Source organism: Microbacterium alcoholitolerans, from assembly GCF_050408615.1.
Taxonomy (GTDB): domain Bacteria; phylum Actinomycetota; class Actinomycetes; order Actinomycetales; family Microbacteriaceae; genus Microbacterium.
This window is the reverse complement of record NZ_JBNTKD010000001.1, coordinates 1498526-1514962: the sequence shown is the minus strand read 5'-3', so window position 1 is coordinate 1514962 and position 16437 is coordinate 1498526. Positions and strand designations below refer to the sequence as shown.

Genomic DNA, 16437 nt, shown 5'->3' with positions numbered 1-16437 from the left:
AGGTGTTGTTACTTCATGTTAATAGTGACAAGAAGTAACGAGAGATGCAAGTGTCAGCGAATGTCGACGGAGTCTCGGTACCGGTCAAGCCGGCGATCGGCAGGGTCGAGTTCCGTGATCATCACGTGCACTTCTGGGAGTGTGAAAGACAGTGACGCAGCGATCGCATCCAGCTTCGAGGAGTCGACGCACAGAATGATCTGACGGCTGTTGCGAGCGAAGCACCGCTTGACCTGACTCTCAGCCAGCGAGATCTCAGAACTGCCATGGCTCGCGTCAACGGCGCTCGCTGAAGTGAAGAAGCGCTGGTACAGCATGGATTCGGCGGCCTCGCAGGCGAGCTTTCCCACGAAGCTCCCCGTCTGGGCCTCGAGCTCTCCACCTACCAGCACGGGCGTGAGCCCCTGACCGGTGCGCAGCACGCTGAAGCTCTCCCATGAGTTCGTTGCGATCATGAGATTCGAGTGCGTGTTCAGGTCGGGAGCGAGCGCTGCCACGGTGCTGGAGGCATCCATCGCGATGGCTCCGCTCGCAGGCAGCAGGGCTGCGGCTTTCGCAGCGATCGCCTGTTTCGCGCGCGTGCGCACGGTGCGGCGTTCGCGGAACGGGCGTGGTCCGTCGATGGACAGCGCGCCGCCGCGAACTCTCCGCAGCAGTCCCTCGGCTTCAAGATCATCCAGATCTCGCCGCACGGTCATCTCGGACACTCCGAGCTCCCTGGCCAGTGCGTCGATCTGCGCGGCACCCTCGCGGTTCACTGCGGCGAGGATCGAGGTGCGGCGCTCTTCGCCGCGGATGGTGCTGTTCGTCGCCATCGGGTGCCTTCCGTGATCGATCGTGTGACTTCGCACAGGATATCTCGCGTTCAGCGGTGCGAGTCGGTCCTCCGGTCCGTGGAAAGGCGGACGACCAGCTCGGGTTCGAGCACGACCCGGCGATGAACGTGTGACGCATCGCCCGCGGAGTGCTCCAGCAGCAGTTGGGCCGCGATGTGCCCGAGTTCATCGATGGGCTGCCGAATGGAGGTCAGCGGCACGACCCAGTCCCTGGCGAATTCGATGTCGTCGTAGCCGACGAGAGCAACATCGTCGGGAACCGTCAGGCCGGCTGCCGCGAGGGCGCGGTACGCACCGAAAGCCAGCATGTCGTTACCGCAGAAAATGGCATCGGGCACCCCCGCTTCCAGCAGGAGATCCGCTGCACGCTGACCGTCGCGAATGCCGATGCCGGAGACGCTGATCTCGGTCAGCTGCTCGTCCGGGTCGAGCCCGACGTCGATCATGGCCTGGCGGGCGCCGGCGGCGCGCTGCGTGAACTGACGCAGGTCAGGGGACCCTCCGAGGAAGGCGATCTTCCGGTGGCCGAGTTCAAGCAGGTGTTGCACGGCGAGCGCGCCGCCGCTGAAGTTGTCGACGGTGACTGAGCAGTGCTGTTCCCCGCCTTCGAAGTCGAGCAGGACCACCGGGAGGTCGCCGGGCAGATTGACGTAGCGATCGGAGTCCGGGTCGGGTGTCGCCGGCGCGAGGAGCGCCCCGCGCACGCGCTGTGCGGCGAGCATCGTGAGCAGAGCCGACTCCCGCTCGAGATCTCCCTCGGAGTTGCAGAGCATGACGACGTGATCCGACTCGCGCACCGCCCGTTCGAGCGCGTGCGCCGTCTCCATGTAGAAGGGGCTTTCGACGTCGAGCACGACGAGTCCGATGACGCTGCTGGCGGCGCCCGTCAGCACGCGCGCCTGCTGGTTGGGAACGAAGCCCAGCGTGTGAATGGCCTCTTCCACGACCTTGCGAGTACGAGGGTGCACGCGCTCGGGGTGGTTGATGGTGTTCGAGACCGTACCGGTGGCCACCCCGGCGAGTTCGGCCACGTCGCGCAGTCGCACTGGACCGCGGTGGGCCGGCGTATTGCCCGCCATGGCTCGCCCCCTTTCGATGACACTGCTGCCTGCTCACTTTACGGCCGCGCAGGGTGCTCTCTTGCGAGAACGTCGGCGACCCGGTACCTTTTGAAGCGCTTCAGAAACTGAAGCGCTTCAAAAGTGTTTATATCACGCAGCGGCGCGGGAATCCCTGTCCAGCGTCGCCCCATCCCGATCCGTAGTCGCATCAAGGAGACGAACATGAAGCAACGACGCTTTACCGGCCTCGCCGTCGGTCTGGCCGCAGTGCTGACGCTGGGCCTCGCAGCGTGCACCCCCGGTGGCGAAGCCGCCGGACCAGGCTCCGACGGAGCGAAGGGCGATGGTGATTACACCATCGCCATCGTTCCGAAGGATTCCACGAACCCGTGGTTCGTGCGCATGGAGGAGGGCGTCAAGCAGTACGCCGCCGACACCGGGATGGAGGTGTACCAGAAGGGCCCCGCTGAGACCGACGCCACAATGCAGGCGCAGGTCATCCAGGACCTGATTGCGCAGGGTGTCGACGCCATCGGCGTCGTCCCGGTCGATCCGGGTGCGCTTGAGACCGTGCTCAAGCAGGCGATGGACGCTGGAATCGTCGTCGTCACGCACGAAGGCGCCAGCCAGCAGAACACGATGTACGACATCGAGGCGTTCAACAACAGCGACTACGGCGGGTTCATCATGGACAATCTCGCCGAGGCGATGGGCGAAGAGGGCGTTTACACCACCATGGTCGGACACGTCACGAACGCATCGCACAATGAGTGGGCCGACGGAGCCGTCGCGAGGGCCGACGAGGAGTACCCCGACATGACGCTTCTCGCTGCAGAACCGCGGGTCGAATCCCAGGATGACGGAGAAGTGGCCTACCAGGTCGCCAAGGAGGTGCTGAAGAAGTACCCCGAGATCAAGGGCATCGTCGGCACCTCGTCGTTCGACGCTCCCGGCGTCGCCCGTGCGATCGAGGAACTCGGCCTCACCGGGAAGGTCTTCGTGACAGGCACCGGTATGCCGGAGGCCAACAAGGGCATCCTCGACAAGGGTCTCGTGCAGAGCCTGACCCTGTGGGACCCCGCGGATGCCGGATACGCGCTGGCCGCGCTAGCCACGAAGATCCTGGACGGCGAGGACATCTCCGACGGTGTCGACCTCGGCATCAAGGGCTATGAGGACATGAAGTTCGCCGAAGGCAGCGACAAGGTCCTCGAGGGCGACGGGTGGATCGTCATCAACAAGGAAAACGTCGACAGCTTCGGCTTCTGAGCCGCAGGGCGATCGCCGGGGCGGACACGCTCCGCCCCGGCGATCGTTCGGCTGACTCGCAGAACCCAGTTAGAAAGGACGCGCCGATGGTGGAGAACGTCATCGCCGTACGAGGCGTCAGCAAGGCCTTCGCCGGAGTGCAGGCGCTGGATGACATCTCGCTGGAGATCGCACCTGGCGAGATCCACTGCCTGGCCGGTGAGAACGGCAGCGGGAAGTCAACGCTCATCAAGGTCATCTCCGGCGTGCACTCACAGGATTCGGGCGTCGTCGAGCTCGGTGGCGAGCCGTTCACGAAGCTCAATCCGCGCACCGCCATCGCGCACGGCGTGCAGGTGATCTACCAGGACTTCTCCGTCTTCCCGAATCTCACCGTGATGGAGAACCTCGCTCTCCCGGCCGAGCTCTCCGGCCGGCGTCCGTTCGTGAGCTGGCGTCGCATGCGCAAGGTCGCCGCGCAGGCACTCGCGAAGATCAACGTCGACATCGATCTCGACGCGATCGTGGGCACCCTGTCAGTGGCGCAGAAACAGCTGATCGCCATCGCCCGTGCACTCATGAGCGATGCGCGGCTGATCATCATGGATGAGCCGACCACGGCGCTGACCAAGCGCGAGGTGAACGCTCTGTTCGCGATCATCCTCGACCTGAAGTCCCGAGGCATCGCGACCCTCTTTGTCAGCCACAAGCTGGAGGAGGTGTTCGAGATCAGCGAGAAGTTCACCATCATCCGCAATGGGAAGCACGTGATCACCTGCCTGCCCGAGGAGCTGGATCACAAGAAGTTCTCCTTCTACATGACGGGGCGCGAATTCGACGATGCCCGCTTCACACCGGAATTGGAATCATCCCAGCCCGTGCTCGAAGTCCGAGACCTTTCGGCGCATGGAGCGTTCGCCGACGTCAACCTGTCGCTGCGCGCCGGAGAGATCCTTGGCATCACGGGCCTGCTGGGCTCGGGACGAACCGAGTTGGCGCTCTCCCTGTTCGGCGCGCTCAAGGCCGACTCGGGCGAGATGCGCATCGAAGGCGCACCCGTGAAGCTGAAGACGGTGCGCGATGCCATCGGACATCGCATCGGCTATGTGCCAGAGGACCGTCTCACCGAAGGGCTTTTCCTGGAGCGCTCGATCAGCTCCAACATCGTCATATCCGAGATCGACTCGTTCGTCTCATCTCTGGGCGCGCTGGATCAGAAGAAGGCAGATGCTGAGGCCCAGCGGTGGGTCGACCGACTGCGTATCGCGACGCCGGATCCCGAGAACGCCGTGAACACCCTGTCGGGCGGAAACCAGCAGCGCATCGTGCTGGCGAAGTGGCTCGCGACCAACCCTCGGGTCCTGATCCTCAACGGACCGACCGTGGGCGTCGACATCGGATCGAAGCACGATATCCATCGGGTGCTCCGAGACCTGGCCACCGAAGGACTTGCGGTCATCATCATCTCCGATGACATCCCCGAGGTGCTGCAGAACTGCAACCGAGTGCTCGTGATGAACGCCGGGCGCATAGTCACAGAGATCGATCCCGAAACGACAAGCGAAGCGGAACTGGCGGCGCTGATGTCCGAGGACATGACCACCCGAAAGGAGGAGGACTGAGATGCGGTCATACCTGCACAGGATCGTCCGAGCCAACGAGTTCTACGTTCTGCTCGTCATCGTCGCGCTGAGCCTGATCATTCAGGCGCGCAGCGGCCAGTTCTTCACTGCGAACAACCTCGTCGACCTCGCCAATGCGATGGTCGTACCCGGCATCTTCGCGGTGGGCGCGTTCATGGTGCTCGTCTCCGGCGGCATCGACGTGTCCTTCCCCGCGCTGGCTTCGCTGGCGGTGTATGCCACGACGCGTTTGCTCGTGGATGCCGAGTGGGAGGGCGGCATCTGGCCTCCGCTTGTGCTGGCCATCGCGTTCGGCGCGGTTCTCGGAGCGTTCAACGGGTTCTTCGCCGCTCGCTACGCAGTGCCGGTGCTGATCATCACACTGGGTACGGCCAGCGTCTTCTCGGGAATCATGCAGGGCGCCCTCGGTTCGGTGCAGATCCCGAACATCCCGCCGGCGATGGCCGAGTTCGGACGCAGCACCCTGTTCGTCGCGACCAATCCGAAGTCCGGGCTCACCTCGAGCATGCCGGTCTCGTTCCTGCTGTTGATCGTGGTCGTCGCCATCGCGTTCGTCGTGCTGAAGTACACCACCTTCGGTCGGGGGATCTACGCGATCGGTGGCGACGAGAGCGCAGCCTCGCGGGCCGGATTCAATGTGCGTCGCACGAAGTTCTGGCTTTACGTCGCCGTCGGCGTCATCTCAGCGATCGCCGGTCTGATCCGCACCAGCGGCATGGGGCAGATGCATCCCACCAACCTGCTCGGAATGGAGCTGATGGTGATCGCGGCGGTCGTGCTCGGCGGCACCGCGATCACCGGCGGTACCGGCACTCTGACCGGCGCCATGCTCGGCACCGTGCTGATCGTCATCGTTCAGAACAGCATGATCCTCGTCGGTGTGCCCACCTTCTGGCAGGGGTTCGCTCTGGGCATGCTCATCATCATCGGGACCGGCATCTCGGCAATCCAACTCACCAGACGTGCCCGCCGACGCACCGCGGCACTGGTCTAGAAGGGACCGGACGATGTTCGATACGACACAGACACGACGTCCTCGACTGCCCATCCTGCGCGACCAGCACGTGGTTCGGCTCGCCGGCATTCTCGTACTGCTGCTCATCTTCTTCGCCATCATGAAGCCGAAGAACTTCTTCGGTGCGGCCACCTGGCAGTCGATGGCCATCCAATTCCCCGAGTTCGGCCTGATGGCGCTCGGGGTGATGGTGACCATGATCATCGGCGGTATCGACCTGTCGGTGGTCGGCATCGCGAACATGACGGCGATCGGGAGTGCGCTGCTCATGCTGCAGATCGCACCGGCGGGATCCGATCAGGGCAGCGGGCAGCTGGCACTGGTCGCCGCGATCCTGTTCTCGCTCGTGGTGGGCGCTGCGGCGGGCATCCTGAACGGCATCCTGGTGGCCAAAGTGCGCATCCCCGCGATCCTGGTGACGCTGGGAACGTTCGAGCTGTTCACCGGCATCGCCGTCATCGTCAGCGGTGGAAAGCCGACCAGCGGACTCCCGCCTGAGTACGCCCAAGTGATGGCGAGCCGGGTCGTCGGCATCCCGATGCCACTGATCATCTTCGTCATCGCCACTGTCGTGATCGGCCTGATCATGTACAAGACCGCGTTCGGAACGAAGCTCTACATGCTCGGCTCCAACGAGACCGCCGCTCAGTTCAGCGGCCTGAAGACGACCAGCCTCATCATCCGCACCTACATGATCTCGGGTGTATACGCGTCGCTCGCCGGCCTGGTGATGCTCGCCAACTACAACTCCGCGAAGGCGGACTACGGGTCGACGTACACGCTGCTGGCTGTGCTGATCGTGGTGCTCGGCGGGGTCAACCCCTACGGCGGTTCGGGGCGCCTGTCCGGCGTCGTCCTCGCGGTGGTCGTGCTGCAGGTGCTGTCGTCGCTGCTGAACACCTTCCCGAACATCAGCAACTTCTACCGTCCCCTCATCTGGGGTGGAGTGCTGCTGCTGGTCATCGTCGTGAACCAATGGGACAAGCGCGGCAACCTCACTCGACTACTCCGCTGGAAAGGGAGAGCATCATGAAGCTGACCAGAGATCGCCACGTCGTCGTCGGCGCTGATTTCGCAGGCTATCCGCTGAAGGAGGCGGTCAAGGAGCACCTGCAGGAGCGCGGGTGGACCGTCCACGACCTGACTCCGTCGCAAGAGGACGCACCGATGTATCACCGCGTCGGCTTCATGCTCGGCGCGCAGATCGCCGAGCGCCGGTTCGAGAAGGCCCTCGCGTTCTGCGGCTCGGGAATGGGCATCCACGTGGCCGCGAGCAAGGTGCCGCACGTGCACGCCGCAGTGTGCGAGTCCGTGCCGTCGGCCCTCCGGGCGACCACGGCGAACAACTGCAACCTGCTCGCGATGGGAGCCTTCTACATCGCGCCCCGGTTGGGCAAGGCGATGGCTGACGCGTTCCTCGATCACGAATTCGGCGATGGCTACGAGGACTGGGACGGCTTCGCCGACTACCACCGGATCGGATTCGACGAATGCGAGAACTTCGATTACGGCGCGTATCGCGACAACGGATTCGAGGTCGTGAACCCGGGCGAGGCAGTGCTCGGCGACGAGCCGCGCGGCCTGGCCTTCTGAGAGAACGGAGCTGAAATGGCGAAGATCCTGCTGGCGGGGGAGTCCTGGGCGACGACCACGATCCACACCAAGGGGTTCGACACCTTCACGACCTCTTCCTACGGGGAGGGGGCCGCGGACTTCATCGCCGCGGCAGAGGCGGGCGGGCACACGGTCGACTTCATGCCCAATCATGTCGCCGCCGTGAAGTTCCCGACGGATGCCGAGGCGCTCGCAGCCTATGACGTGGTCGTGCTGAGCGATATCGGCGCGAACACGCTGCTGCTCCCCGACAGCGTGTTCGTCCGTGGTGAGCGGATGCCCAACCGACTGCAGGTGCTCGCGGATTGGACCCGCGCCGGTGGCGCACTGCTGATGGTCGGCGGGTACCTCACGTTCCAGGGCATCGAAGGGAAGGCGAACTATCGCAACACGCCCCTCGCCGATGTGCTGCCCGTCGAGATGGAGATCGGCGACGATCGCGAGGAGACCCCGCAGGGAGTTTTCCCCCGCATGGTTGCAGACCATGCCATCACGCGCGAGCTGGCGACCGACTGGCCGGCCATCCTCGGGCACCATCGATTGACGGCGCGTGCCGACGCGGAGGTGCTCGTCGAGGTCAGCGGGTATCCGCTGCTCGTCGTCGATGAGCAGGGCGCGGGCCGTGTCGGTGCGTTCGCCAGCGATATGGGTCCGCACTGGCTGCCGCCGGAGTTCCTTGCCTGGGAGGGGTTCGCTCCGCTCTGGCAGCGGCTCATCGGGTGGCTGAGCAGAGAGGTCGAGTGAGGGCGGTGCCGAGAATCGCTGGTCACGTCGCGGCTCTCGACTTCGGCGCCACCAGCGGACGGGTGATCGTCGGTCACGTCGGCGCGGATGAGCTGACGATGCAGCAGTTCGCCCGCTTCGCCAACGAGCCCGTGCGTGTGGCGGGTCGGCTGCACTGGAATGTGCTCTCGCTCTGGCAAGGGGCGCTCGACGGGCTTGCCGCGGCCGGCAGATCCACGAGCCGGCTGCTGTCGGTGGCGGCGGACACCTGGGGGGTCGACTACGGCATCCTCCGCGGCGGGCGGATGCTGTCGACGCCCGCGCACTACCGCGACGAGCGCACGGCGGACGTCGTCGAGCGGGTGCATCACCGGATGTCTGCCGCGGAGCAGTACGCGCGAGCCGGCACGCAGATCCTGCCAATCAACACGATCTATCAGTTCGCGGCGGACGCCGCGGAAGGCGGGTTCGATGGCGCCGATCGAGCGCTGCTGATGCCTGACCTGTTCTCCTACTGGCTCAGCGGGGAGCACGTCGCGGAACGCACGATGGCCTCGACCACCGGGCTCATGAACGCGCGCACGGGAGACTGGGACGATGCCCTCGTCGCAGCCTCTGCGGCGCCGGCCGGCATCCTGCCCGAGATCGTGTTGCCCGGCACGTCGATCGGCTCGCTGCGCATGGACGTCGCCGAGTCGATCGGCGTCGGCGCGACGGGCGTGCAGGTGCTCGCGGTGGGCGCGCACGATACGGCATCCGCTGTCGTCGCGACACCGATGCCGACGCACGGCGCCGCCTACATCTCCTGTGGAACGTGGGGGCTCGTCGGCATCGAACGGGATGCCCCGGTGCTCACGGAAGATGCGCGCACCGCCGGCTTCACCAACGAGTCGGGTGTCGACGGACGGTACCTGTTCATGCGCAACGCGATGGGGCTGTGGATGCTGAGCGAGAGCATCCGATCCTGGCATGCCGCCGGCATCGGCACTGAACTGTCGGAACTGCTCCGCGCCGCCGCCGAGGTCACCACCGAGATGCCCGTCGTCGACGTCGACGATCCGCGTTTCGCCACCCCGGGGGACATGCCGGAGCGTGTCGCGGGATGGTGCCGGGAGCGCGGACTGGTCGCGCCGCAGAATCCGGCCGAGGTCGTCCGGTGCATCGTCGAGTCCCTTGCGGCCGCATTCGCCGACGCCACCCGGCACGCCGCGCGGCTGGCGGGGACGACACTGCGCCAGATCAACATCGTCGGAGGCGGGTCGCAGAACGAGCTGCTGTGCCAGCGAATCGCCGATCGCTCCGGCCTGACCGTGTTCGCCGGTCCGGTGGAGGCGACCGCTCTGGGCAACATCCTCATCCAGGCGCGCACAGTGGGCCTGGTCGACGGCACGCTCGACGATCTGCGGCAACTGGTGCGCCGTACTCACGTGCCCCGACGGCACGACCCGCGATGACCATCTCACGAGAGAAAGAAGCCATGACCGCACGCATCCAGCCCGACCTCGTCAGCGACGAGCTGATCGACCTGACCCGCCGCCTCGGCCGTCCCGAGCGCGATCTCGTGATCCTCGCGGAAGGCAACACGAGCGAGTTGGTCGCCGAGGGGGTCTTCGCCGTCAAGACCTCCGGTTCGTCGATGGAACAGGCCTCGGTCGACACCTTCGTCGTGGCTGACGTGGAACCGCTGCTCGCGATCATCCGCGATCCCGCGGCGACGCAGGACGATCTCACCGCTGCGCTGACCGCCGTCAGCGGTGATGGGACGACCGTCCGTGCTTCGATCGAGTCGCTCGTACACGCGGCGGCACGGGCCCACATGCCGGTACGCTACGTCGCCCACACGCATCCCACTGACGTGGTGGCGCTGCTGTCGAGCGCCGAGGCCGACGTGGCGTTCGCCGACCCGGTGTACTCGGAGGAGTACATGATCCTCGGTCGCAGCCTGTTCGTGCCGTATGCGGAGCCGGGATTGAAGCTCGGGCGGGTCTTCCTCGAGCATCTTGATCGGTACGTCGAGCAGCATGAGGAGATCCCCTCACTCGTGCTGCTGGGCAACCACGGCATCGTGGCGATGTCCGACTCTGCGGCAGGAGCCGAGGCGATCTCGCTGATGGCGGTCAAGAGTGCGCGGGTGCGACTGGGGGCTCGTCTGGCGGGCGGCGTCGCGACACTGGATGCGGCTACGACCGCGGAATACTTCGATCGAGCGGACTTCCGCGAGCGGCGGGCGAACCTGGCAGGCACGCAGAAGTGAGAGTGGCCTCAGCCAGATATCTCTGGCTGAGGCCCCTTGAGTCGCGCGTGGGTCAGAGGTTGGCGGGCAGCTCGGTGCTGACGGGTGTCTGGTTGCCGTAGCGCTCGGCCTCGATCTCGTCGAGCGACTTGCCCTCGGTCTTGGGTGCCCAGATGGTGCCGATGAGCAGTGCGGCCACGAGCAGTCCGATGATGATGACGCCGAGGCCGGGCAGGCCGAGCGAGTTCAGCAGCACCGGGAAGACGAGGCTGAGCAGGCCGACCATGACGCGGGCGAGCATGAACAGCACGCCCTGCGCGCTGGCGCGGTAGCGGGTCGCGAACAGCTCAGCAGTCCACAGACCGTAGAAGGCCTGGGCACCGAGACCGGCCGAGATGCCCCACGCGATCGCGAAGAACAGCAGCGAGAACAGCCCGGGAGGGGCGTAGATGAGCACGGCCCAGCCGACGATGCCGAGCGCGGCGCCGCCGAAGTACAGCCAGCGGCGCTTGACGCGATCGCCGTAGCGCATGAAGCCGAAGTAAGTGGCCAGAGCGGTCAGCGACCACACGAGCACCTGCAGCAGGTTCTGCTGCATCGGATCGTGCACGCCGGCGGCGTCGTACACCCGCGGCTGGAAGATGCCGGCCTGACCGGCGACGGTGTTCCACAGGCCGTAGACGCCGAGCAGGAAGGCGAGCGCGCCCCAGTTCTTGGGCTGCTTGAGCAGACCCGAGATGCCGGAGAAGAACGAGGGGCGCTTGCCCGAGGCGATCTCGGCCTCGCGGTCGGCCTTCCAGCGCGACGACTCCGGGAGGCCGCGGCGCACCCACCAGGTGACCGCGGCGATGATGAACAGGTGGAAGAAGATGAGCCGCGAGCCCATCACCCCGAGCGGTCCGACGACGACGGCCAGCAGGAAGCCGACGGCCGGTCCGATCGACCAGGCCAGCTGCGCGGTGCCGACGTGGGCGGCGCGCTGCTCGCTCGGTGCCTCCTCGGCGATGTACGTCCACGACGCGGGAACGCCCGCGCCGACCGCGATGCCCATCAGCACCACGCCGATGAGCAGCATGACCAGCCCCGGCGAGAACGTCACCAGCAGTGCACCGATCATGAACAGGATCAGATCGTAGGTGTAGATGAACTTGCGACCGAGGCGGTCGCAGAGCGGACCGCCGATGGCGGCGCCGATCGCGGCTCCGAACGCGTTGGCGGACAGGGCGGCGATCACGCCGACCATTCCGTCGTCGAAGCCGAAGGCTCCCTGCCACAGCGTCAGGCTCGTGGCGAGCGCGATGATGGCACCGGCTTCGATGTAGTTCGACATGGCGACGGCGATCGTCGCCTTCCAGGCAGTGAGGGTCCGCTTCTGCGCGGTCATGCAGTCTTCCTTCGTTGGAGAGTGGGAAAAGGGTCAGGCGCCCCAGCCGGCCTGCGTGCCGCCGACGCGGTCGGCGGCGATCTTCTGCTGGTAGCCGGATGCCGCGTACGCGGCCATCGGGTCGGCGGGAAGTCCCCGTGACTCGCGCCACTGCGCGAGTGCCGGACGCACATCGGTGGAGAACGCATCCATGAACACCGCGTTCGCGGTCAGGACGTCGCCGGACTTCTGCGCAGCCGCGAGCGCCTCGCGGTCGACGAGCAGGGCGCGCGCGGTCATCTCCTGAACGTTGAGCACGCTGCGGATCTGACCGGGGATCTTGTCCTCGACGTTGTGGCACTGGTCGAGCATGAACGCCACGTCGGCGTTGTTCAGTCCGCCTCCGCGGACGACCTCGAACAGGATGCGGAACAGCTGGAACGGGTCGGCGGCGCCGACGATCAGGTCGTCGTCGGCGTAGAAACGCGAATTGAAGTCGAACGAGCCGAGCTTACCCAGGCGCAGCAGCTGCATGACGATGAACTCGATGTTCGTGCCCGGGGCGTGGTGGCCGGTGTCCAGGCACACGAGTGCCTTGTCGCCGAGAGCGCTGACCTGGGCGTAGGACGTGCCCCAGTCCGGAACATCGGTGTGGTAGAACGCCGGCTCGAAGAACTTGTACTCGAGGACGAGGCGCTGATCGTCGCCCAGGCGGGCATAGATCTTCTCGAGCGAGTCGTGCAGGCGGTCCTGACGGCCCCGCATGTCGGCCTGGCCGGGGTAGTTCGATCCCTCGGCGAGCCAGATCTTCAGGTCACGGCTGCCGGTGGCATCCATCACATCGATGCAGGCGAGGTGGTGATCGATCGCCTTCTGGCGGATCGCAACGTCTTCGTGCGTGAGCGCGCCGAACTTGTAGTCCTCGTCCTGGAAGGTGTTCGAGTTGATGGTGCCCAATTGAACGCCGAGGTCCTCGGCGTGCTTGCGCAGGTCGTCGAACGAGTCGACGAGGTCCCACGGGATGTGCAGCGCGACCGACGGGGCGAGCGCGGTGTACTTGTGCACCTGAGCGGCATCCGCGATCTTCTCCCACGGGTCGCGGGGGGTGCCGGGCGTGCCGAAGACGCGGAAGCGCGTCCCGGAGTTGCCGAACGCCCACGAGGGGAGCTCGATGGACTGCTTCTCCAGTGCGGAGAGGATCTCGGGGGAGAGCACCGACATGGTCACTCGCTTTCTGCCGGGGTGGGCACTGCGGACAGCTGGTCCGCGAGGTTGAAGACCTCCGTCAACGGCGTCGCCGCCTGATCGGGGCGGCCGTCGAGGTCGACGAAGAAGCGGGCCATCTCGGCCTCCCACCGGGTCGCGACCTCCGAAGCGGCGAGGTATGCCTGGGCTGCGGGGTCATCATCGGTCTCGTAGTAGCCGATGAGGCGTCCGCCGTCGCCGACGAAGAGCGAGTAGTTGCGCCGGCCGGATGCTGCGATCTCTGCGAGCATCTCGGGCCAGACCGGCGAGTGGCGGGCGAGGTACTCATCGAGGAGCTCGGGGCGAACCTGCAGCTGGAAGCAGACGCGAGTGGGTTCGGTCATCGTTGACATGCTCCTCATCGAGTGGGTGAGACGGGTGGATGAATCGTTTCAAGAGTAACCCCACATCGGTGACGATGCAAAGCTCGCCACTGATCCCGCGGGCTGCGATCATGGCCGACGTCCGTGACCGGGATGCCGTACACTCACGCTCAGCGGGGCGAACAGGAGCAGCAGGTGGCGGTGAGTGTGCGGGATGTCGCGGTCGCGGCATCCGTCTCGGTCGGCACCGTCTCGAACGTGCTCAACAGGCCCGAGAAGGTCTCCGCGGCGACGGTCGCGCGCGTGCACGCCGCCATCGAAGAGCTCGGCTTCGTGCGCAACGACGCAGCCCGGCAGCTGCGCGCCGGGCGCAGCAGGTCGCTGGGGCTCGTGGTGCTCGACGTCGGGAACCCATTCTTCGCCGAGGTCGCCCGCGGCGCGGATGCGCGCGCGGCATCAGAGGGCATCACGGTGCTCGTGGGCAGCAGCGATGAGGATGCCGATCGGGAAGCCGCGTATCTCGACCTGTTCCGCGAGCAGAGGGTCAACGGCGTGCTGCTGACCCCCGTGCAGGCTGACGCCGCACGGCTGGAGCGCCTTCGCATGGCCGGCGTCCCCGTGGTGCTCGTCGACGCTGAGCTTGCGCCGGCGGACGGTGCGGGATCGGTGCCGTCCGTTTCGGTAGACGACATCGAAGGCGGCTTTCTTGCGGCGTCGCATCTGCTGGCTACGGGGCGCCGTCGCCTCGCCTTCGTCGGCGGATCCCTCGAGGTCAGGCAGGTCTCCGACCGTCTCGACGGTGCGCGGCGGGCAGTCGCCGAGTGCGATGGCGCGCGGCTCGAGGTGATCGAGAGGCCTTCGCTCACTGTGCTGGAGGGGCGATCGGTGGGTGAGCAGCTCGCCGCGAGGGCGGAACCGGGTCGGCCGGATGCCGTGTTCTGTGCGAACGACCTGCTCGCGGTCGGCATGCTGCAGGGGCTGTCGATTCTCGGCGGCGTTCGCGTGCCCGAGGACATCGCACTGATCGGCTACGACGACATCGACTTCGCCTCGACTGCTGTCGTGCCGTTGAGTTCGATCCGCCAGCCGGCGCGCGAAATCGGGGCTGCGGCGGTTGAGCTGCTGATGGAGGTGATCGCCGAACCTGAGTCCGCCGGGCGCGCGGTGAGGTTCATACCCGAGTTGGTCGTGCGGGCATCCACCGCGAGCGGTTGAGCTCGTCGCCGTGACCGGCGATGCCCTGATGCCGCCCGCACCCCTCCGGTATCCTCGGCGACATGGCGAACGCAACGACGCAGGCCCCCCGGCGCGAGTCATTCGGGTCTCGCAACGTCTTCATCCTGTCGGCCATCGGCTCGGCCGTCGGTCTCGGGAACATCTGGCGCTTCCCCTACGTGGCCTATGAGGGCGGCGGCGGCGCGTTCCTGATCCCGTATCTGTGCGCGCTGCTGACAGCTGGCATCCCGCTGCTGTTCTTCGACTATGCGATCGGCCACCGCTTCCGCGGGTCGGCGCCGCTCGCGTTCCGGCGCATGCACCGCGCCGCCGAGCCGCTCGGCTGGTGGCAGGTGCTCATCTGCGTCGTGATCGCCACCTACTACGCGGTGATCATCGCGTGGGCGGGCATGTACACCTGGTTCTCGGCGCAGCTCACCTGGGGCGCGGGCAACGAACAGGACTTCTTCTTCACGGACTTCCTGCAGATGGGCGACGTCGCAGCCGGCGGAGTGTCCACGCAGTTCGTGCCGCAGGTAGGTCTGCCGCTGATCGGCGTCTGGCTGATCGTGATCATCATCATGGCCCTCGGCGTCAAGCGCGGCATCGGCGCGGCGAACATGGTGCTCATGCCGCTGCTGACGGTCATGTTCGCCGTCCTCGTCGTGCAGTCGCTCTTCCTGCCCGGCGCGATGGACGGACTGAATGCGTTCTTCACGCCGAACTGGGAGGCACTCGCAGACCCGGGCGTGTGGGCGTCCGCGTACGGTCACATCTTCTTCTCGCTGTCGGTGGCCTTCGGGATCATGGTCACCTACTCGTCGTACCTGAAGCGCAAGACCGACCTCACCGGCTCGGGTCTTGTGGTGGCATTCGCCAACTCGGGCTTCGAGATCCTCGCCGGGATCGGCGTGTTCGCGGCGCTCGGCTTCATGGCGCAGGCGGCCAGCACTGACGTCGCCGGCGTCGCGACGTCAGGCATCGGTCTCGCCTTCATCGCCTTCCCGACGATCGTCTCGCAGGCCACCGGCGGATCGATCATCGGCGTGCTGTTCTTCGGCGCACTCGTGTTCGCCGGCATCACCTCGCTGATCTCGGTCCTCGAGGTCGTGGTCGCGGCGCTGCAGGACAAGCTCGGCTGGGGTCGCGTGCGCACCACGCTGATCGTGTCGATTCCGATCGCGGTGATATCGATCGCGCTGTTCTCGACGACGACGGCGCTCGCGGTGCTCGATACGACGGATGCCTTCGTCAACGCGTTCGGGATCATGGCGGTCGCCCTGATCGCCGTGATCGTGGTGGCGTGGATCCTGTTCAAGCTGCCGGTGCTGCGCGAGCATCTGAACCGCCGCTCGAGCTTCAAGATCGGTCGCATCTGGATGCTGCTGGTGGGGGTTCTCGCACCGCTCGTGCTCGGCTACCTGCTGGTGAGTGAGATCATCACCAAGATCACGACGCCGTACGAGGGCTATCCGATCTGGTTCCTGTCGGTGTTCGGCTGGGGCATGGCGATCGGACTGATCGTGATCGGGATGCTGCTGTCGCTGCTGCCGTGGAGCCGCCGCTCGCACGCGAAGGACGATCCCGACTACGACGAGTTCCTCGTGGAGGAGAGCTACGCGCCGGACACCGAGACCGGAACCGTCGCGGTGCCGGGAGAAGGAGCGCCGAGATACGCGGTGCCGGGAGAAACGCAGAACGGAGCACGCTCATGACCACCACAGCCGTCGTCATGATGATCATCGCGATGGTCACCGTCTGGGGCGGCCTCATCGCCGCGATCGTCAACCTCGCCAAGCACCCCGAGGTCGCCGAGGCAGAACCCGCCCCGCCTGTCGAGCTCTGAGCTGACGGGAGCGCGCCGGCCGACTGCCCGGCGCGGTATTCCGGATGCTGGTAAACGTCCGCGCCAGGTGGT

The 16437-nt window shown here is 66.1% G+C and carries 16 protein-coding genes; 11 read left to right on the top strand and 5 right to left on the bottom strand.

The window, feature by feature from the left end; translation table 11 throughout:
- Window positions 1-53: 53 nt before the first annotated feature.
- Together ACQUSX_RS07230 and ACQUSX_RS07225 are read right to left on the bottom strand one after the other, a co-directional pair.
- A complete protein-coding gene (locus tag ACQUSX_RS07230) occupies window positions 54-815 on the bottom strand; it encodes a DeoR/GlpR family DNA-binding transcription regulator (RefSeq protein ID WP_428906272.1) in 762 nt (253 codons plus the stop codon).
- Between the two features lie 50 nt (window positions 816-865).
- Window positions 866-1915, bottom strand: a complete 1050-nt coding sequence (locus ACQUSX_RS07225) for a LacI family DNA-binding transcriptional regulator (protein ID WP_428906271.1) — start codon at window positions 1913-1915, stop codon at window positions 866-868.
- Window positions 1916-2119: 204 nt separating this feature from the next.
- On the opposite strand from ACQUSX_RS07225, the gene ACQUSX_RS07220 reads away from it, so the two are divergent.
- The 8 genes from ACQUSX_RS07220 (at window position 2120) to ACQUSX_RS07185 (ending at window position 10394) form a co-directional block, all read left to right on the top strand.
- A complete protein-coding gene (locus ACQUSX_RS07220) occupies window positions 2120-3166 on the top strand; it encodes an autoinducer 2 ABC transporter substrate-binding protein (RefSeq protein ID WP_428906270.1) in 1047 nt (348 codons plus the stop codon).
- 86 nt (window positions 3167-3252) lie between these two features.
- The gene (locus ACQUSX_RS07215; RefSeq protein ID WP_428906269.1) at window positions 3253-4767 is read left to right on the top strand and encodes a sugar ABC transporter ATP-binding protein; all 1515 of its coding nucleotides are present in this window, start codon (window positions 3253-3255) and stop codon (window positions 4765-4767) included.
- 1 nt (window position 4768) lies between these two features.
- Entirely contained in the window at window positions 4769-5782 is a 1014-nt protein-coding gene (locus tag ACQUSX_RS07210) for an ABC transporter permease (RefSeq protein WP_428906268.1), read from the top strand.
- A gap of 13 nt (window positions 5783-5795) precedes the next feature.
- Entirely contained in the window at window positions 5796-6836 is a 1041-nt protein-coding gene (locus tag ACQUSX_RS07205; protein WP_428906267.1) for an ABC transporter permease, read from the top strand.
- The gene (locus ACQUSX_RS07200) at window positions 6833-7396 is read left to right on the top strand and encodes an RpiB/LacA/LacB family sugar-phosphate isomerase (RefSeq protein WP_428906266.1); all 564 of its coding nucleotides are present in this window, start codon (window positions 6833-6835) and stop codon (window positions 7394-7396) included. Before ACQUSX_RS07205 ends, ACQUSX_RS07200 begins: the two co-directional genes overlap by 4 nt.
- Before the next feature lie 15 nt (window positions 7397-7411).
- Complete coding sequence (locus ACQUSX_RS07195; protein ID WP_428906265.1) at window positions 7412-8161, top strand: glutamine amidotransferase; 750 nt, start codon at window positions 7412-7414, stop codon at window positions 8159-8161.
- 5 nt (window positions 8162-8166) lie between these two features.
- Window positions 8167-9594 carry a rhamnulokinase gene (locus ACQUSX_RS07190; RefSeq protein WP_428906264.1) on the top strand — a complete coding sequence of 476 codons (1428 nt, stop codon included), beginning with the start codon at window positions 8167-8169 and terminating at the stop codon, window positions 9592-9594.
- 23 nt (window positions 9595-9617) lie between these two features.
- Window positions 9618-10394 carry a class II aldolase/adducin family protein gene (locus tag ACQUSX_RS07185; protein WP_428906263.1) on the top strand — a complete coding sequence of 259 codons (777 nt, stop codon included), beginning with the start codon at window positions 9618-9620 and terminating at the stop codon, window positions 10392-10394.
- A gap of 52 nt (window positions 10395-10446) precedes the next feature.
- Here ACQUSX_RS07185 and ACQUSX_RS07180 read toward each other — a convergent pair whose 3' ends face one another.
- The 3 genes from ACQUSX_RS07180 to ACQUSX_RS07170 are packed head-to-tail and all read right to left on the bottom strand — an operon-like array spanning window position 10447 to window position 13325.
- Window positions 10447-11757, bottom strand: a complete 1311-nt coding sequence (locus ACQUSX_RS07180; protein ID WP_428906262.1) for an MFS transporter — start codon at window positions 11755-11757, stop codon at window positions 10447-10449.
- A 33-nt stretch (window positions 11758-11790) separates the two neighbouring features.
- A complete protein-coding gene (rhaI, locus tag ACQUSX_RS07175; RefSeq protein WP_428906261.1) occupies window positions 11791-12957 on the bottom strand; it encodes an L-rhamnose isomerase in 1167 nt (388 codons plus the stop codon).
- A gap of 2 nt (window positions 12958-12959) precedes the next feature.
- Entirely contained in the window at window positions 12960-13325 is a 366-nt protein-coding gene (locus ACQUSX_RS07170; protein ID WP_428906260.1) for an L-rhamnose mutarotase, read from the bottom strand.
- A 174-nt stretch (window positions 13326-13499) separates the two neighbouring features.
- Between ACQUSX_RS07170 and ACQUSX_RS07165 the strand changes: the two genes are divergently transcribed.
- The 3 genes from ACQUSX_RS07165 (at window position 13500) to ACQUSX_RS07155 (ending at window position 16365) form a co-directional block, all read left to right on the top strand.
- Entirely contained in the window at window positions 13500-14519 is a 1020-nt protein-coding gene (locus ACQUSX_RS07165) for a LacI family DNA-binding transcriptional regulator (protein ID WP_428907608.1), read from the top strand.
- Between the two features lie 62 nt (window positions 14520-14581).
- Window positions 14582-16234, top strand: a complete 1653-nt coding sequence (locus tag ACQUSX_RS07160) for a sodium-dependent transporter (protein WP_428906259.1) — start codon at window positions 14582-14584, stop codon at window positions 16232-16234.
- A complete protein-coding gene (locus ACQUSX_RS07155; protein ID WP_428906258.1) occupies window positions 16231-16365 on the top strand; it encodes a methionine/alanine import family NSS transporter small subunit in 135 nt (44 codons plus the stop codon). Before ACQUSX_RS07160 ends, ACQUSX_RS07155 begins: the two co-directional genes overlap by 4 nt.
- The last annotated feature ends 72 nt before the right edge of the window (window positions 16366-16437 follow it).

Coding starts and splice junctions, on each gene's coding strand:
- ACQUSX_RS07230 (WP_428906272.1), bottom strand. CDS start 815: ATGGCGACGAACAGCACCATCCGCGGCGAAGAGCGCCGCACCTCGATC.
- ACQUSX_RS07225 (WP_428906271.1), bottom strand. CDS start 1,915: ATGGCGGGCAATACGCCGGCCCACCGCGGTCCAGTGCGACTGCGCGAC.
- ACQUSX_RS07220 (WP_428906270.1), top strand. CDS start 2,120: ATGAAGCAACGACGCTTTACCGGCCTCGCCGTCGGTCTGGCCGCAGTG.
- ACQUSX_RS07215 (WP_428906269.1), top strand. CDS start 3,253: ATGGTGGAGAACGTCATCGCCGTACGAGGCGTCAGCAAGGCCTTCGCC.
- ACQUSX_RS07210 (WP_428906268.1), top strand. CDS start 4,769: ATGCGGTCATACCTGCACAGGATCGTCCGAGCCAACGAGTTCTACGTT.
- ACQUSX_RS07205 (WP_428906267.1), top strand. CDS start 5,796: ATGTTCGATACGACACAGACACGACGTCCTCGACTGCCCATCCTGCGC.
- ACQUSX_RS07200 (WP_428906266.1), top strand. CDS start 6,833: ATGAAGCTGACCAGAGATCGCCACGTCGTCGTCGGCGCTGATTTCGCA.
- ACQUSX_RS07195 (WP_428906265.1), top strand. CDS start 7,412: ATGGCGAAGATCCTGCTGGCGGGGGAGTCCTGGGCGACGACCACGATC.
- ACQUSX_RS07185 (WP_428906263.1), top strand. CDS start 9,618: ATGACCGCACGCATCCAGCCCGACCTCGTCAGCGACGAGCTGATCGAC.
- ACQUSX_RS07180 (WP_428906262.1), bottom strand. CDS start 11,757: ATGACCGCGCAGAAGCGGACCCTCACTGCCTGGAAGGCGACGATCGCC.
- rhaI (WP_428906261.1), bottom strand. CDS start 12,957: ATGTCGGTGCTCTCCCCCGAGATCCTCTCCGCACTGGAGAAGCAGTCC.
- ACQUSX_RS07170 (WP_428906260.1), bottom strand. CDS start 13,325: ATGACCGAACCCACTCGCGTCTGCTTCCAGCTGCAGGTTCGCCCCGAG.
- ACQUSX_RS07160 (WP_428906259.1), top strand. CDS start 14,582: ATGGCGAACGCAACGACGCAGGCCCCCCGGCGCGAGTCATTCGGGTCT.
- ACQUSX_RS07155 (WP_428906258.1), top strand. CDS start 16,231: ATGACCACCACAGCCGTCGTCATGATGATCATCGCGATGGTCACCGTC.